The organism is Dankookia sp. P2 (assembly GCF_050632255.1).
Taxonomy (GTDB): Bacteria; Pseudomonadota; Alphaproteobacteria; order Acetobacterales; family Acetobacteraceae; genus Paracraurococcus.
On record NZ_CP192581.1, the window covers coordinates 2,602,868 to 2,616,602 of the forward strand.

At 70.1% G+C, this 13,735-nt stretch carries 14 protein-coding genes, 1 tRNA gene and 2 pseudogenes; 14 read left to right on the top strand and 3 right to left on the bottom strand.

Annotated elements, in window-relative coordinates; translation table 11 throughout:
* The first annotated feature begins 207 nt into the window (after positions 1 to 207).
* Positions 208 to 399 carry a hypothetical protein gene (locus ACQ86J_RS15510; protein ID WP_431271803.1) on the top strand — a complete coding sequence of 64 codons (192 nt, stop codon included), beginning with the start codon at positions 208 to 210 and terminating at the stop codon, positions 397 to 399.
* A gap of 368 nt (positions 400 to 767) precedes the next feature.
* On the opposite strand, the pseudogene ACQ86J_RS15515 reads toward ACQ86J_RS15510, so the two are convergent.
* Positions 768 to 1,673 (bottom strand): annotated as a pseudogene (locus ACQ86J_RS15515) (IS3 family transposase); the annotation flags it as partial.
* 278 nt (positions 1,674 to 1,951) lie between these two features.
* On the opposite strand from ACQ86J_RS15515, the gene ACQ86J_RS15520 reads away from it, so the two are divergent.
* The 4 genes from ACQ86J_RS15520 (at position 1,952) to ACQ86J_RS15535 (ending at position 4,532) form a co-directional block, all read left to right on the top strand.
* Positions 1,952 to 2,356 carry a PPC domain-containing DNA-binding protein gene (locus ACQ86J_RS15520; protein WP_431271804.1) on the top strand — a complete coding sequence of 135 codons (405 nt, stop codon included), beginning with the start codon at positions 1,952 to 1,954 and terminating at the stop codon, positions 2,354 to 2,356.
* A gap of 212 nt (positions 2,357 to 2,568) precedes the next feature.
* Complete coding sequence (locus tag ACQ86J_RS15525) at positions 2,569 to 3,132, top strand: SDR family NAD(P)-dependent oxidoreductase (protein WP_431271805.1); 564 nt, start codon at positions 2,569 to 2,571, stop codon at positions 3,130 to 3,132.
* A gap of 2 nt (positions 3,133 to 3,134) precedes the next feature.
* A complete protein-coding gene (locus tag ACQ86J_RS15530) occupies positions 3,135 to 3,611 on the top strand; it encodes a hypothetical protein (RefSeq protein ID WP_431271806.1) in 477 nt (158 codons plus the stop codon).
* A 651-nt stretch (positions 3,612 to 4,262) separates the two neighbouring features.
* Positions 4,263 to 4,532, top strand: coding sequence for a hypothetical protein (locus ACQ86J_RS15535; protein WP_431271807.1), 270 nt, complete (start codon positions 4,263 to 4,265; stop codon positions 4,530 to 4,532).
* 583 nt (positions 4,533 to 5,115) lie between these two features.
* Here ACQ86J_RS15535 and ACQ86J_RS15540 read toward each other — a convergent pair.
* Complete coding sequence (locus ACQ86J_RS15540; protein ID WP_431271808.1) at positions 5,116 to 5,484, bottom strand: DUF421 domain-containing protein; 369 nt, start codon at positions 5,482 to 5,484, stop codon at positions 5,116 to 5,118.
* 307 nt (positions 5,485 to 5,791) lie between these two features.
* Here ACQ86J_RS15540 and ACQ86J_RS15545 point away from each other — a divergent pair, with 307 nt between their 5' ends.
* The 9 genes and pseudogenes from ACQ86J_RS15545 (at position 5,792) to ACQ86J_RS15585 (ending at position 13,610) form a co-directional block, all read left to right on the top strand.
* A complete protein-coding gene (locus ACQ86J_RS15545; protein WP_431271809.1) occupies positions 5,792 to 6,454 on the top strand; it encodes an FAD-dependent oxidoreductase in 663 nt (220 codons plus the stop codon).
* Positions 6,451 to 7,065: an FAD-dependent oxidoreductase gene (locus tag ACQ86J_RS15550; RefSeq protein ID WP_431271810.1), complete on the top strand. Its 615-nt coding sequence runs from the start codon at positions 6,451 to 6,453 to the stop codon at positions 7,063 to 7,065. The genes ACQ86J_RS15545 and ACQ86J_RS15550 overlap by 4 nt, the downstream gene beginning before the upstream one ends.
* 10 nt (positions 7,066 to 7,075) lie before the next feature.
* Positions 7,076 to 8,008 carry a selenide, water dikinase SelD gene (gene selD, locus ACQ86J_RS15555; RefSeq protein ID WP_431271811.1) on the top strand — a complete coding sequence of 311 codons (933 nt, stop codon included), beginning with the start codon at positions 7,076 to 7,078 and terminating at the stop codon, positions 8,006 to 8,008.
* A gap of 24 nt (positions 8,009 to 8,032) precedes the next feature.
* Positions 8,033 to 8,275 carry a hypothetical protein gene (locus ACQ86J_RS15560; protein WP_431271812.1) on the top strand — a complete coding sequence of 81 codons (243 nt, stop codon included), beginning with the start codon at positions 8,033 to 8,035 and terminating at the stop codon, positions 8,273 to 8,275.
* Positions 8,276 to 8,298: 23 nt separating this feature from the next.
* Positions 8,299 to 11,481 (top strand): annotated as a pseudogene (gene fdh / locus ACQ86J_RS15565) (formate dehydrogenase).
* Positions 11,478 to 11,696 carry a hypothetical protein gene (locus ACQ86J_RS15570; RefSeq protein ID WP_431271813.1) on the top strand — a complete coding sequence of 73 codons (219 nt, stop codon included), beginning with the start codon at positions 11,478 to 11,480 and terminating at the stop codon, positions 11,694 to 11,696. Before fdh ends, ACQ86J_RS15570 begins: the two are co-directional and overlap by 4 nt.
* A complete protein-coding gene (locus tag ACQ86J_RS15575) occupies positions 11,693 to 12,364 on the top strand; it encodes a 4Fe-4S dicluster domain-containing protein (protein WP_431271814.1) in 672 nt (223 codons plus the stop codon). Before ACQ86J_RS15570 ends, ACQ86J_RS15575 begins: the two co-directional genes overlap by 4 nt.
* Positions 12,361 to 13,314: an NrfD/PsrC family molybdoenzyme membrane anchor subunit gene (gene nrfD, locus ACQ86J_RS15580; protein ID WP_431271815.1), complete on the top strand. Its 954-nt coding sequence runs from the start codon at positions 12,361 to 12,363 to the stop codon at positions 13,312 to 13,314. The genes ACQ86J_RS15575 and nrfD overlap by 4 nt, the downstream gene beginning before the upstream one ends.
* Complete coding sequence (locus ACQ86J_RS15585; protein ID WP_431271816.1) at positions 13,311 to 13,610, top strand: hypothetical protein; 300 nt, start codon at positions 13,311 to 13,313, stop codon at positions 13,608 to 13,610. Before nrfD ends, ACQ86J_RS15585 begins: the two co-directional genes overlap by 4 nt.
* Before the next feature lie 28 nt (positions 13,611 to 13,638).
* On the opposite strand, the gene ACQ86J_RS15590 is transcribed toward ACQ86J_RS15585, so the two are convergent.
* A tRNA-Sec gene (locus ACQ86J_RS15590) sits at positions 13,639 to 13,731 on the bottom strand.
* Positions 13,732 to 13,735 lie beyond the last annotated feature (4 nt).

The following is a 13,735-nucleotide window of genomic DNA, read 5'->3' on the forward strand; positions in this document are numbered from 1 at the left end:
GAGACAGCCTACCACCGCGCCATCTGGGATCTGACGCTAGCTTCAGCTTGTCCTGTACACGGGGTGCGGCTGCTGAATGCCTGCCCTAAGTGCGGGGGCCTGCTGCAATGGCGCGGCGTCGATCTGACGATGTGCTACCGCTGCCGGACAAATTTGACACGCGCCATCCCTGAGCATGTGTCGCCTGAGTGCTTGGAAGGAACGCGAGTGGTCTATGGGCTGCTCGATGACGAGCGATTCTTCGATGCCGCCAACAAAACCAGATCGCTCTCGCCGTTCAGGGACATGCCGCCGGAGGCTGTTATCGAGTTCATATACAGGCTCGGCCTCGGCGTCGTGAAAGCTCGCGCCGCAAGCTATTCTCCTTGGAACACCCCGGAGAGGCTGAGGCTCACCTAGCTCTCCAGGCGGGCTTGGACGCTGCTCGGGGGTGGCCTGAGGCGTTCTACGACGCCTTGGAGCAGACCCGGGAGCAGTGGGGTCCGTCAGCAGCCAAGGTACCGGAGCGGCTGGCGCGATCCATCCGCCGATGGCTGGAAGCCCTGCCGCTTGGCAGCGGCGAGGAAGTGCGGAGGGCGTTGGATAGGTTCGAGGCAGTAAGCCCTAAGCTGTTGAAATAGTAGGCTATTTCATGGTGTGCAGCTAATAACGTCCCTGACGGCGTTTGTGCAGTTTTTTGCGACATGTTGTGCAAAGAACAATGTCACCGGCTAACCACAAATCAAGGGGTTAGCATGCACCGTTGTGCAGGCAATGATGGCGAAGGACAGATGTGTGTCGAACGCCTCGATATGGGCGTTGTCCGTGGGTTTGCCGGGGCGGGAAAAGTCGATCTCGACGCCGTTCAGCTGCGCCCACTGTCCAGCAGGCGGCCCGCGAACTCCGGGCCGTTGTCCACCTTCGGCGTCTTCGGCCGCCTCCGCTCGCGTGTCGGGCGGTCGAGTTCGGCCACCACGTCGAAGGTCCGGAAAGTCGCTTTCGGCGTCATCAAGAACGCTTCTCCTGTATGGGCGTTGATCACCGCCAGGATCCGGATCGGGCGGCCAGCGAAGAGTTGGTCGGAGACCGAGTCCATGCTCCGGACCTCGTTCGGCGCAATCGCCCTCGGCCGACCCACCCTGTAGCGCCAAGCCCGCTTGCGGCGGGGCACCTCCTTGCTGCGGATCGTGAGCCCCTCCTCGGCATTGAGGGGGTAGACGCGTTTCGCGTTCACGGCCCTCCCTCTCTGCGCAGCAGGATGTGCAGTCGGCGGTGGCCATACCGGACCCGGCTCGCAGCCGGATCATGCAGCCGCATCCGCAACTCGACCTGTGGATCACGTCGCGCGCGAGACCGCTGTGACGAGCGCCAGAAGCCGGCTGTGCTGCAGGCCAGCCGCTCGCCGATGCCATGGGCGTCCTGCAGATGACGCACCACCTCGCGGCGAGCAGCGGGCTTCACCTCTTTCGGCGCAGGACGCCCTGCAGCATCGTCTTGTCCAGCGTCAGATCGGCGGCCAAGCGCTTGAGCTTCGCGTTCTCACGCTCGAACTGCGTCAGCCGTCGGGTCTCGAACACGCCCACCCCGGCAAACTGCTTCTTCCATCTGTAGAAGGTCGGCTCGGAGACGCCGAGCTTGCGGCACACCTCCGGCACCGCCGTGCCCGCTTCCGCCTGCTGCAGCGCGAACGCCACCTACTGGTCCGTGTACTGGCTCCGCTTCATCGCCAGGCCTCCCTCCTTCAGGGTCAAACCTAGCCGGATCCCTCTCACATGGCTGGTCCAAACCCCCGGGGGCAGACCAGTCGCACGGCAGCGAAGGCATGGCTCCGGTCGCCTGCTTCTCGGTAGGACCCAGTAGACCCATCGCTGAATAGGGAAAAAACCAGGAAGGTCGCTCTCGCCAGGATACTCCTCGCAAACGAGATACTCTTTGCAAACTAGCCGCCGCTGACCGAAGCCGCCGATGCGCGTTGCTACGGCTGGAGATTCCATGCAGGCATCGGGAACAGATGATGAAAAGTCAGCCGCTGCACGAAGTGCAAGGCCAGCGCAGCTTCGTCGTGATGCTCGACAAGGGCGACGAGGTGCGTGAATGCCTGCAGCATCTGACGGAGCGGGAGCGACTGTCGGCGGCACAGGTCAGCGCCATCGGCGCTTTCATGCATGCCCGACTCCGCTACTTCGATTGGGATGCCAAGCAGTACCAGCCGATCCCGCTCGAGGAGCAGGTCGAGGTCGTGTCGCTGAACGGCGACATCGCGGAGGACCGCTCGGGCCGGCCGAAGCTGCACCTGCACGCCGTCCTCGCCCAGCGTGACGGCTTGGCCGCGGGCGGCGACCTCGAGAGCGGACATGTCCGCCTGACACTGAAGTGATCAGCACGGAATCGCCCGCGCATCTGCGACGGATCCATGAAGAGAAGATAGGCCTCGCCCTGATCTGCCTGGATTAGGGGTGACCCGCGGCAAGGCCCCCTCACGCGTCGCGGCGTGGCTCGGGCCTCGGTGCAAGGCGGCAAGCTACCCGGTTGCGCGCAGAACCGAGACGACGTGCCGGGGTCAACGTCATATCGGAACAGGAGGTTTACGTGGCGCTTGGGAAACGGGTAGCGGCATCGCAGGGCGCGGTGGTGGTCACGGGTGCCTCGGCCGGCGTCGGCCGCGCCACCGCCCTCGCCTTCGCGCGCCGCGGCGCACGCGTGGCGCTGATCGCCCGCGGCACGGAAGGGCTGGAAGCGGCGCGCCGGGAGGCCAGGCGGCCGGTGCCCCGCAAGCCCTGGCCCTGCCGGCGGACACGGCCGATGCCGCGGCCGTCTTCGCCGCTGCCGACCGCGCCGCGGCGAAGCTTCGGCGGGATCGGCACCTGGGTCAACTGCGCCATGGCCACGGTCTTCGCCCCGGTGCAGGCGATGACGCCGGAGGAGTTCCGCCGCGTCACCGAGGTGACCTATCTCGGCTACGTCCACGGCACGCTGGCGGCGCTGCGCCACATGCGGCCGCGCGACGCCGGCACCATCGTGCAGGTGGGCTCTGCCCTCGCCTACCGCGCCATCCCGTTGCAATCCGCCTATTGCGCCGCGAAGTCGCGATCCGTGGCTTCACCGATTCATTGCGGTGCGAGCTGCGGCACGATGGCAGCCGCATCCGCCTGACGATGGTGCAGCTGCCGGCGGTCAACACCCCGCAGTTCGACTGGGCGCGCAGCCGCATGCCGCGCCGGGCGCAGCCCGTGCCGCCGATCCACCAGCCGGAGGCGGTGGCGGAGCGGATCGTGCAGGCGGCGCTGCACACCCCACGCGAACTCTGGGTCGGAGGCCCCTCGGTGCAGGCCATCCTGGGAACGATGGTGGCGCCCGGCCTGCTGGACCGGCTGCTCGCCAAGCGCGGCTATGGCGGGCAAATGACGGCGGAGCCCGAGCCGCCCGGCCGACCCGACAACCTGATGGCACCCGTGCCCGGTGACGCCGGGATGCATGGACGCTTCGACGCCAGAGCGCGCGACCGCGTCGGCGCCTTCGACCCGGCTTGGCTGCGCGGCATGGCGGCGCTCGCCTTCGGGGCACTGCTGCCGCTGGCTTGGCGCGGCCTCACGGTGCCCGGTCCCGGCCGGCAGCGCCTGCCGCACCGCTGATCATGCCCCTGCGCTTCGAGGAATACGCGCTCACCGGCCACTCTAAATCTGCGGAACTGGTCGGGCGTGACAGCAGCATCGTTGGCTCTGCTGGCCACGCTTCGACAGCGGAGCGTGCTTCGCGGCATGGCGAGGCACACCCGAGCATGGCCGCTGGCAGCTGACACAGACCACGGCGCACCGGCGCGCCTGGTCCTCTCGTGTGCACGCACCCGCGCCTTGGACCAAGGCGGTGCGGCGCTCCGTCATCACGCTGCCCGAATGGCCCGGCGGAGGTGCAGGACGGCCTGCCGGGCAGCGAGGGCGCCTTCCTCGGGTGCAGCTTCTGGCTGGCCGGCGCCTATGCGCTAACCGGCCGCAGGCCGGAGGCCCGCGCCTCGTTCAAGCGGCTGCTTGATCTCCGCAACGATATCTCAGCCACGATGCCGGGCTGCTGTCGGAGGAACATGACCCCCGCGCCGCCCGCATTCTGGGCAATTTCCCACAGGCCTTCGCGCATATCGCGCACGTCAATACCGCCTACGCCCTGGCGCGTTCAGGTGAGCAACCGCGACCGGTCCGCGCAGGCGGCGGCGCCGATCCGGGGACCGGGCCGGCCATTAGCGGCGGCCCGGCCCAGCGCCCAGGATGTCACACAAGGACCACAAGACGATGGCAGGACGTGACGAATTGCCAAGGCATGGCGACCCGACCGTGATCGATCCACGTCCCGGCCCGACCTCGGACAACGGCCCGGGGTCGACGGTCGCGCAGTTGAAGCAGGACATCGGCAGCGGCGCCGCTGGCGACAAGGTGGCCGTCTTCGATCCGGGCATGGCCAATATCGGTACCGGGGCCGAAGCGGCCGGCACGCCGATGACGCCCGAGATGGTTGAAGCTCGCCCGCAAGACGGAACGCATGCAGCATCCGCCACCCGGTGATCCGGGCGCTCGCGCCAATGCGCGAGTCGGGCCGCGGCTCCTCGTCATTCTGCTCGCCGCCGCGGCGCTCGGCATCGCCGCAGCCATCATCGGGACGCGCTGACCGTCTCGCCCGACCACCTGTTCGGTGGGTGATCACGTCGAGGATGGAAGGCGCTGGCGCCCCATCTCTCGTTCCGGGTTGAGATCGCCGCGACCTGCATGTTGCTGAACCGCAGGCCGCGGGCAACCCAGGCCCTGCTCGCGGGGCTGTTAGCGAGGTTGGCCAGCCGCTTCATCGGCGTTGGCTCTGCACGCCGCTGCATCCCGTCCAGGCACGCGCGGCATCAGCCTGTCCGGCAACCGAGCGAGGTCTCGGTCGTTGCCGCCGATCTCCGTGCCCAGAGATCGCCTCAGACCAGACGACCGGCTGGCGCCGCGACCTGCGGCAAAGGGGGAGCATGGGTGGGCGGCCCTGCGGCAGGGCTCTCCATGCGTCTCCCTGCCGCAAGCCCGTGATGAGCGGCGCGGCACGCGTCATCTCATCGGCCGGGCCCGATCGGGTCCGTGGGCATTGGCCTGGCGATGTCCGGGTTGGACCTCGTCACTCCGCGCCGGCGCTCATGCGGGATGCGGCCGCGGTCTCTCGGATGATGGAGACCTGGCCGCGTGGCTCGAAGATCAGGTGACGGACCAGGCGAAGCTCCTCGATGCCCTGCTGTCGCAGCAGGCCATCAAGGTCGTCGCGGGTCAGGCCGCATCGTCGCAACTCGTCCTCCTGGACCCGGCCCTCGGCCACCAGCAGGCGCGGCCGGTGCTCGAGCATGCGGGCCGCGCCGGTGCGCAGCCGCAGGCGGGTCAAACCCGAATGCGCGCCGAGCACCGTCGCCAGGGTGGCGAGACCATTGAGGTAGGAGCCGTCATGCGCATTCGGCACGCGCCCGACGATCGCGCCGACCGCGACCGCGGCCACGAAGTCGAAGGGCGAGGTTGGGCCAGGGTCCGCCGCTCGCCCAGCCGTAGACCGATCACCGCCGTGAGGTAAAGCAGCAGCGCCTTGAGCGCCACCCAGCCGACCTCGTCATAGCCTCCGACCAGGTATTCCATCCGCCCTCCAAGGTCAGCCCTGCGCGGTCCCGCCGCGACTGCAACGCATGGCGCGATACGGGCGTGCCGCCTCCGCGCGACGTGACCTACCGGCCATGGGCCGCGCGGCTACCTGCGGCCGCCGGACCGAGCCCGCCGCATGATGAGGATCAATGCCGAGAGATATGGACGGGGTGCCGGATCCGATCGCCAGTGCCGAGGGGCGGGCGTTGCTGCTGGTGGGCGGCGGGCATGCGCATCTCGGCCTGCTGCGCGGACTGGCCATGCGGCCGGAGCCGCGACTGCGCGTCACGCTGCTCGCCGAGGAGACCGAGCCGGTCTACTCCGGCATGCTGCCAGGCCTGGTCGCAGGGCTCTACGCGCCGGAGGAATGTCGGGTCGACCTGCTGCGCTTGGCGACGGCCGCCGGTGCCCGCCTGGTGCACGACCGGGCGACCGGGCTGCAGGCCGGGTCGCGCCGGCTTCTCTGCGCCCGTCACCCGCCGCTGCGCTACGACCTGCTCTCGCTCGATATCGGCTCGGTCGCGCGCCCTTTGCCGCCGGACGCCGAAGGGGTGCTGCCGGTAAGGCCCATCGGCGATTTCCCCGCGCGGCTCGATGCCGCGCTGGCCCGTCTGGCGGGTCGGACGCTGCGTCTCGCGGTGATCGGTGGTGGCGCGGCGGGGGTGGAACTGGCCTTTTCGCTGCAGCACCGATTCGCGGTCGCCGGGCGCCAGGCGGATGTGACGCTGGTGCCCGGCGGGGTGCTGCTGCCGCGCGGCGGTGGCCTGGCGCGCATCCTGGTGCGCCGGGCGCTGCGCGCCCGCGGCATCGGCCTGGCCGAGGAGGCGCGGTGATCCGGGCTGGGTCGGACGGCGTCGTGCTGGCCGATGGGCGGCACCTGGATAGCGACCTCGCGCTCTGGGCCACCGGCGCCGCGGCCCCGGCCTGGCTGCGGGAAACCGGCCTGGCGCTCGACCCGCAGGGCTTCATCGCGGTGGATGCGACCCTTCGCTCGCTCTCCCACCCCGAGGTCTTCGCCGCCGGCGACGTCGCCGCGGTGCTGCCCCATCCGCGGCAAAAGGCGGGGGTCTGGGCGGTGCGGCAGGGCGCGCCGCTGCTGGCCAATATCCGCCACCTGCTGCGGGGCAAGGCGCCGCGGCCCTATCGTCCGCAGCGCCACGCGCTTGCGTTGATCGGCACGGCGGACGGGCGGGCGATCGCGCTGCGCGGTCCGCTGGCGCTTTCTGGCACCTGGCCCTGGCGCCTGAAGCAATGGATCGATCGCCGCTGGATCGCCCGTTTCGCCGCACTCCCCGCCATGCCCATCCAGGCCTCCAGGCCGGCGCCGGCGATGCGCTGCGCCGGCTGCGGCGGCAAGCTGCCCGCGCCGGTGCTCTCGGCCGCGCTGCGCCGGCTCGGCGCGGCGGATGGGCCGGAAGTGCTGAGTCGGCTTGCAGGCCCCTGACGACGCTGCCGTGCTGCGCCCGCCGCCCGGCGAGGTGCTGCTGCAGAGCGTCGACCAGTTCCGCGCCTTCCTCGGCGACCTGCACCTGTTCGGCCGGATCGCCGCGCACCATACTTTGGGCGACATTCATGCCATGGGCGGCCGGCCGCTCGCGGCGCTGGCCCTGGTGACCCTGCCGCACGGCCCCGCCGCCTGGCAGGAAGAAGACCTGCACGCCATGCTGCTGGGCGCGCAGGAGGTGCTGCGCGCGGCGGGCGCCGGCCTGGCCGGCGGCCACAGCGCGGAGGCAGCGGAGACGGCGCTCGGCTTCGCGGTGACCGGCGCGGTCGATCCGGCGCGGCTGCTGCGAAAGGGCGGCCTGCGGCCGGGGGACCGGCTGGTACTGACCAAGCCACTCGGCACCGGGGTGATCCTGGCGGCGGCGATGCGGGGCGAGGCGCGGGCAGCCTGGCTGGAGGGCGCGGTCGCCGCCATGCAGCAGCCGGGCGGGCCGGTGGTGGCCGAGCTTGCGGCGCATGGCGCCACCGCCTGCACCGATGTCACCGGCTTCGGGCTGCTCGGGCATCTGGCCGAGATGCTGGGCGCGAGCGGCTGTGCGGCCAGCCTCGACCCCGCGGCGGTGCCGCTGCTGGAGGGCGCGCGGGAAGCCCTGGCGCGCGGCATCCGCAGCACGCTGCATGACGGCAACGCGGCGGCGGTTGCCGGGCTGCTGGGCGGCGCTGACCTCGCCTCGCCCGCCATCGCCGCGCTGGTCGATCCTCAGACCGCGGGTGGCTTCCTGGCGGGCCTGCCGGCGGCCGCCGCGCCGACCGCCCTGGCGGCACTGCGCCGCCTCGGCTGCGATGCCGCCCTGATTGGTACGGTGGAGCCCGGGTCGCCGGGCATCCGGCTCATGCAGCAAGCCGCGGAGTTCCCGGAAACTTCAGCCGTGGTTGCCGGTTAAGCAGAAGCTTCAAAGGGCGTCCGTATGGAGACCAAGGTGGGGCGCGTCAGCTTGGTGCAGGAAGGCCGGTTCCAGCTTGTCGAAGATGACGGGTGTTCGACCCTGTTCGTCCTGAGCCATGCCGCGGCGATCGAGCCGCAGGACCTGCCCGCGCTGCAGCGCGACTCCAGCCGCATCGCGGTGCGGTGCTACGCCGCGCCGGGCAAGGTCGCCCAGGTCGCCCATGCCATCCGCGTCCTGGACCGCGCGCCGGAGACCAGCCGATGAGCCGCCCGCCCAGCCGCCGCACGATGCGCCGCCCGCTCGGCCGCCGCATCGACGATTTCCTGCGCGACTGGTCGCTGCCGCGCCAGCTGGCCGGGCAGCCGCACCGGTCGGACGCCGCGCGCAGCACGACGAGCGAAGGATTGCGGCCGCGGCTGGAGCAGGCCGACAGGATCGGCACCACCATCTGCCCCTATTGTGCCGTCGGCTGCGCTCAGCTGGCCTATGCCCGGGACGGCAGGCTGATCCATGTCGAGGGGATCCGCGCAGCCCGATCAACCAGGGCACGCTCTGCCCGAAGGGCGCCGCCACCTTCAGCCTGGTGAACAACCCGCAGCGCCTGTCCACGGTGAAGTGGCGCGCGCCCTATTCCGACCGGTGGGAGGAGAAGCCGCTCGATTGGGCGATGGAGCGCATCGCCCAGCTGGTGAAGCGGACGCGCGACGAGACCTTCGTCCACACGCTGCCGAACGGCACCACCGTCAACCACACCATGGCGATCGGCTCGCTCGGCGGCGCGACGCTCGACAACGAGGAGAATTACCTCATCAAGAAGGTCTTCTCCGCCGGGTTGGGCCTCGTCTGGGTCGAGAACCAGGCGAGGGTCTGACACTCCTCCTCGGTGCCCAGTCTGGGTGCCTCCTACGGACGCGGCGCCGCCACCGTGGCGCAGTGGGATCTCGCCAATTCGGACTGCATCGTCGTGATGGGGTCCAACATGGCGGAGAACCACCCGATCGCCTTCCGCTTCGCGTTGCAGGCGAAGGAGCGGGGCGCGACGGTCATCCATGTCGATCCGCGCTTCACCCGCACCTCGGCGCTGGCCGACATCCATGCGCCTATCCGCGCCGGGACCGACATCGCCTTCCTCGGCGGGATCGTCCGCCACCTGCTCGAGAACGACCTCTGGTTCCGTGACTGGGCGCTGGCCTACACCAACATCGCCGAGATCATCGACCCCGGCTTCGAGGACGCCGGCACCGGCGGCGGCAGGTTCTCCGGCTGGAACGACGAGAAGCGCGGCTACCAGTTCGACACCTGGCAGCCCGAGGGCATGGTCATGCCCTCCGCCCTCTCGGAGCACTACCTGAACACCGCCGAGAATTTCTCCTCGATGACGCACAAGCTGGCGGAGCACCCGCCGCCGGAGGATCGCACGCTGCGGCACCCGATGTGCGTCTACCAGATCCTCAGGCGGCAATACGCCGCCTATACGCCTGAGATGGTGGCGAAAACGACGGGCTGCCCGCAGGAAACCTTCCTGAAGGTTTGCGAGGCGCTGGCGCGCAACAGCGGGCGCGAGCGCACCGGCGCCTTCTGCTACGCGGTCGGCTGGACGCATCACAGCACCGGCGTGCAGATGATCCGCGCCGCGGCGCTGATCCAGGGCCTGCTCGGCAATGTCGGGCGGCCCGGCGGCGGCATCCTGGCGCTGCGCGGCCATACCAGCATCCAGGGCAGCACGGACATCCCGACGCTGTACAACCTGATGCCCGGCTACATCCCGCACCCCAACGCGCAGAAGCCCGAAACCAGCCTGAAGGACTACCTCGAGCACGAGACAGTGCCGACGGGCTGGTGGCACAACTTCCCGAAATACATCGTCAGCCTGCTGAAGGCCTGGTACGGCGACGCCGCGACGCCGGAGAACGAGTTCGGCTTCCAGCGCTGCTGCCGAAGATCATGGGCGATCATTCCCAGTTGCCGATGACCATGGCGATGGCGGACGGCACCATCCGCGGCATGTTCATGCTGGGCCAGAATCCGATCATCGGCGGCAGCAATTCGGACACGGTGCAGCGCGGCCTGGCGAAGCTGGAATGGCTGGTGGTCCGCGACATGGTGGAAACCGAGACCGCCAGCTTCTGGCACAAGGGGCGCCTCATCGATCGCGGGGAGCTCTCCCCGGCAAGGTCGCCACCGAGGTCTTCCTGATGCCGGCCGAGCTTGGCCCCGAGAAGGAAGGCACCGTCACCAACACCCATCGCCTAGTGCAATGGGCATGACAAGGCGGTGGACGGACCAGGCGACAGCCGGTCCGAACTGTGGTTCGTGTACCACCTGGGCAAGCGGTTGAAGCAGCTCTACGCCGGCAGCACCGACCCGAAGGACGCGCCGATCCAGGCGGTGACGCTCGACTACCGCGAGAAGGGCGCGCGGCGCGAGCCCTCGGCCGAGGACGTGCTGCGCGAGATCAACGGCTATACCTGGTCCGACCGCAAGCAGGTGGCGGCCTTCACCGAGCTGAAGGACGACGGCAGCACCGCCTGTGGCTGCTGGCTCTACAGCGGCGTATGGCCGAAGCAGGACCACAACCAGGCGCGGTCCCGCCTGCCAGACCCGCCGCAGGGGCCGGGGACGCATCTCGGCTGGGCCTTTGCCTGGCCGGCGAACCGTCGCACCCTCTACAACCGCGCCTCCGCCGATCCCGAGGGAAAGCCCTGGTCCGAGCGCAAGAAGCTGGTCTGGTGGGACGCGGAGAAGAAAGACTGGAAGAGTCCCGACGCACTCGACTTCGAGCCCCACAAGCCGCCGGGCTACCGTCCCGATTGGTCGCACCCGAACGAGGGCATGGACGCGATCAGCGGCGCCGACCCCTTATCATGATGGCCGACGGCAAGGCGGCGCTCTTCGTCTCCTCCGGCCTGAAGGACGGGCCGCTGCCGACGCATTACGAACCGGTGGAAAGTCCCGTGCGCAACCCGGTGCATCCGGAGACACAGACCAATCCCGGCGCCAAGACCTGGGGCCGCCCGGACAACCCGCTGCATGAGGTGAGCGACCCGCGCTTTCCGCATGTGCTGACCACCTACCGCCTGACCGAGCACCATTCTGGCGGCATCCCGACCAGGCTGGTGCCGCACCTGGCGGAACTGCAGCCCGAGGGCTTCGCCGAGATCCCGCCCGAGCTGGCCGAGCCGCTCGGCATCGCCAACCTCGACTGGGTGGTGCTGTCGACGGCGCGCGGCGAGGTGGAGACCCGCGCCCTGGTGACCGAACGGCTGCGGCCCTTCGAGATCGACGGGCGGCGCATCCACCAGATCGGCATGCCCTGGCACTTCGGCTGGGTTGGCTACGCCACCGGCGACATCGCCAATGCGCTGACCGCCGTGGTCGGCGACCCCAATACCAGCATGCATGAGAACAAGGCGCTGACCTGCGCCCTGCGCAAGGGCCGCATCCCACGGCCGCCGGAGGCAGCGGAATGACCGAGGTCCACGCCCGGGCACAGGACCACACGCCCTCCGAGCTCGACCGCATGATCCCGGACGAGTCCGAGCTGACCGCGGGGGTCAGGATCGAGCCCGGCCGGTCCTACGGCTTCTTCACCGACACCACGCTCTGCATCGGCTGCAAGGCCTGCGAAGTCGCCTGCAAGGAATGGGATCGCTGCCGGCTGACGATGTCCGGATTTCGGGCATGAGCTACGACAATACACGGCGGCTGTCCTCCACCACCTGGCGGCACGTGGCCTTCATCGAGAAGGAGGTGCGCGACAACAGCCAGCAGGCCTTCCAGGGCAGCTGGCTGATGATGTCGGATGTCTGCAAGCATTGCAGCCCGGCGCCCTGCCTCGAGGCCTGCCCGACCGGGGCGATCTTCCGCACCGAATTCGACACGGTGGTGGTGCAGCAGGACATCTGCAACGGCTGCGGCTACTGCGTGCCCGCCTGCCCCTTCGGCGTCGTCGCCATGGATGACAACGACGGCAAGGCGCATAAGTGCACGCTCTGCTACGATCGCATGAAGGGCGGGCTGGAGCCAGCCTGCGCTAAGTCCTGCCCCACCGACAGCATCCAGTTCGGGCTGGTCGAAGACCTGCAGGCGCGTGCCGAGGCGCGCGTGCAGGAGCTGCGCGACCGCGGCGTAGCCGGCGCGCGGCTCTACGGCACGCCGGGGGCGGAGGGCGCCACGGGCGGCATCCGGCATCTGAACGCCAGCTTCCTGCTGGTCGACCGGCCGGAGGTCTACAACCTCCCGGCGGCGCCGAGCCGGCCGGCGGAACGCATCGCCCCGGCGCTCGGCAGCGGCCTCGTCGCGGTGGCTGGCCTCGCGCTTGCGGCCTTCGCGCTGCTAGGTCAGCGGCGATGAACGCGGTGCCGCCGCCGCCGGTGGCCAACCCCGCCGGGCCCTGGCGTGGCGAGACCTATTACAACGTGCCGCCAGTGCGGCGCAGCCACTGGAACTGGAAGGTCGGCACCTATATCGGCCTCGGCGGCATGGCCGGCGCGGCGCAGATGCTGGCGCTGCTGGCGCGCGGGCGTGACCCGCATGGCGCGCTGCGGCGGCAGGCGCATTGGCTGGGCGGCATGGTCTCCGCCGTCGGCGCGGCACTGCTGGTGGTGGACCTGAAGACGCCGCACCGCTTTGCCAACATGCTGCGCATCCTGCGGCCAACCTCGCCAATGTCGCTCGGCACCTGGATCCTCAGCGGCTTCGGCCTGGCCAGCGCTGTCGGCAGCCTGGCCGAGCTGTTCGGCGCCCGTCGCCTGGCACGCGCCGCGCAGGTGCCTGCCGCGATCGGCGGCGCAGGCATGAGCGTCTATACCGCCGCGCTGCTGTCGGCGACCAGCACGCCGCTCTGGGCGGCGGAGCCACGGGTCATGGGCGCGCGCTTCGGCTCGGCGGCCTTCTCTGCCGGGGCCGCCGCGCTGTCGCTCGGCGCCCGGCGGCGCGGCGAGGACGCGATGGCGGACCGGCTCGACGAGGTGGCGCTGCTGTCGGCCGGCGTCGGCCTTGTCGCCTCGGCCATCGCGGAAGGGCGCACCGTCGCCGCGGGCGTGCGGCGCCCGGCATTGGAATGGGCGGAAAGCCTCGGCGCGATTGGCCTGGCGGAGGCGTTGCCGGTTGCCGGATACGCCGCTGCGGTGCTCGCACCGGGGGCGCGGCGGGAGTTGTCGCTTGCCGCCTCCCTCGCGCTCATCTTCGGCAACATCGTCATGCGCAACGAGATCATTCGCACCGGCAATGCCAGCGCCGATCGCCCGCGCGATACCTTCCGCCTGGCCCAGCCGCGCGATGGACGGCGGCGACTCCGATGATCGCGCCGGAGACGCGCCAAGCGGCGGGCGCCGCGCTGCGCCGGCTCGACCGGCTCCTCGCCGAACGACCACATGAGGTGCACGAGGACCTGTCCGAGGCGGTGCGCGGCATCGTCTGCATCCGCGACGACCTGATCCAACGGGTGCGGGCCGATGGAGACGGGAAGGACCAGCTGGACCGGGTGAACCAGCTGGTGAGCATCGCCGTCGGCGCGGAGTTTCCCGTCACCGGGCTACACTGGGAGCGGGTCGAGAAGACGCGCGACGGCTTGCGGGCGCTCCTGGCCGCGCTGTAGCCAGCTGCGGGTTGCTCCGGCGTTCGAGTGGCGGAGGCGGACGGAGATCGAACCCGCCGCGCGCGGTTGGCGCGCCACCGGTTTTGAAGACCGGGCGGGCCACCAGGCCCAGGACGCCTCCGCGC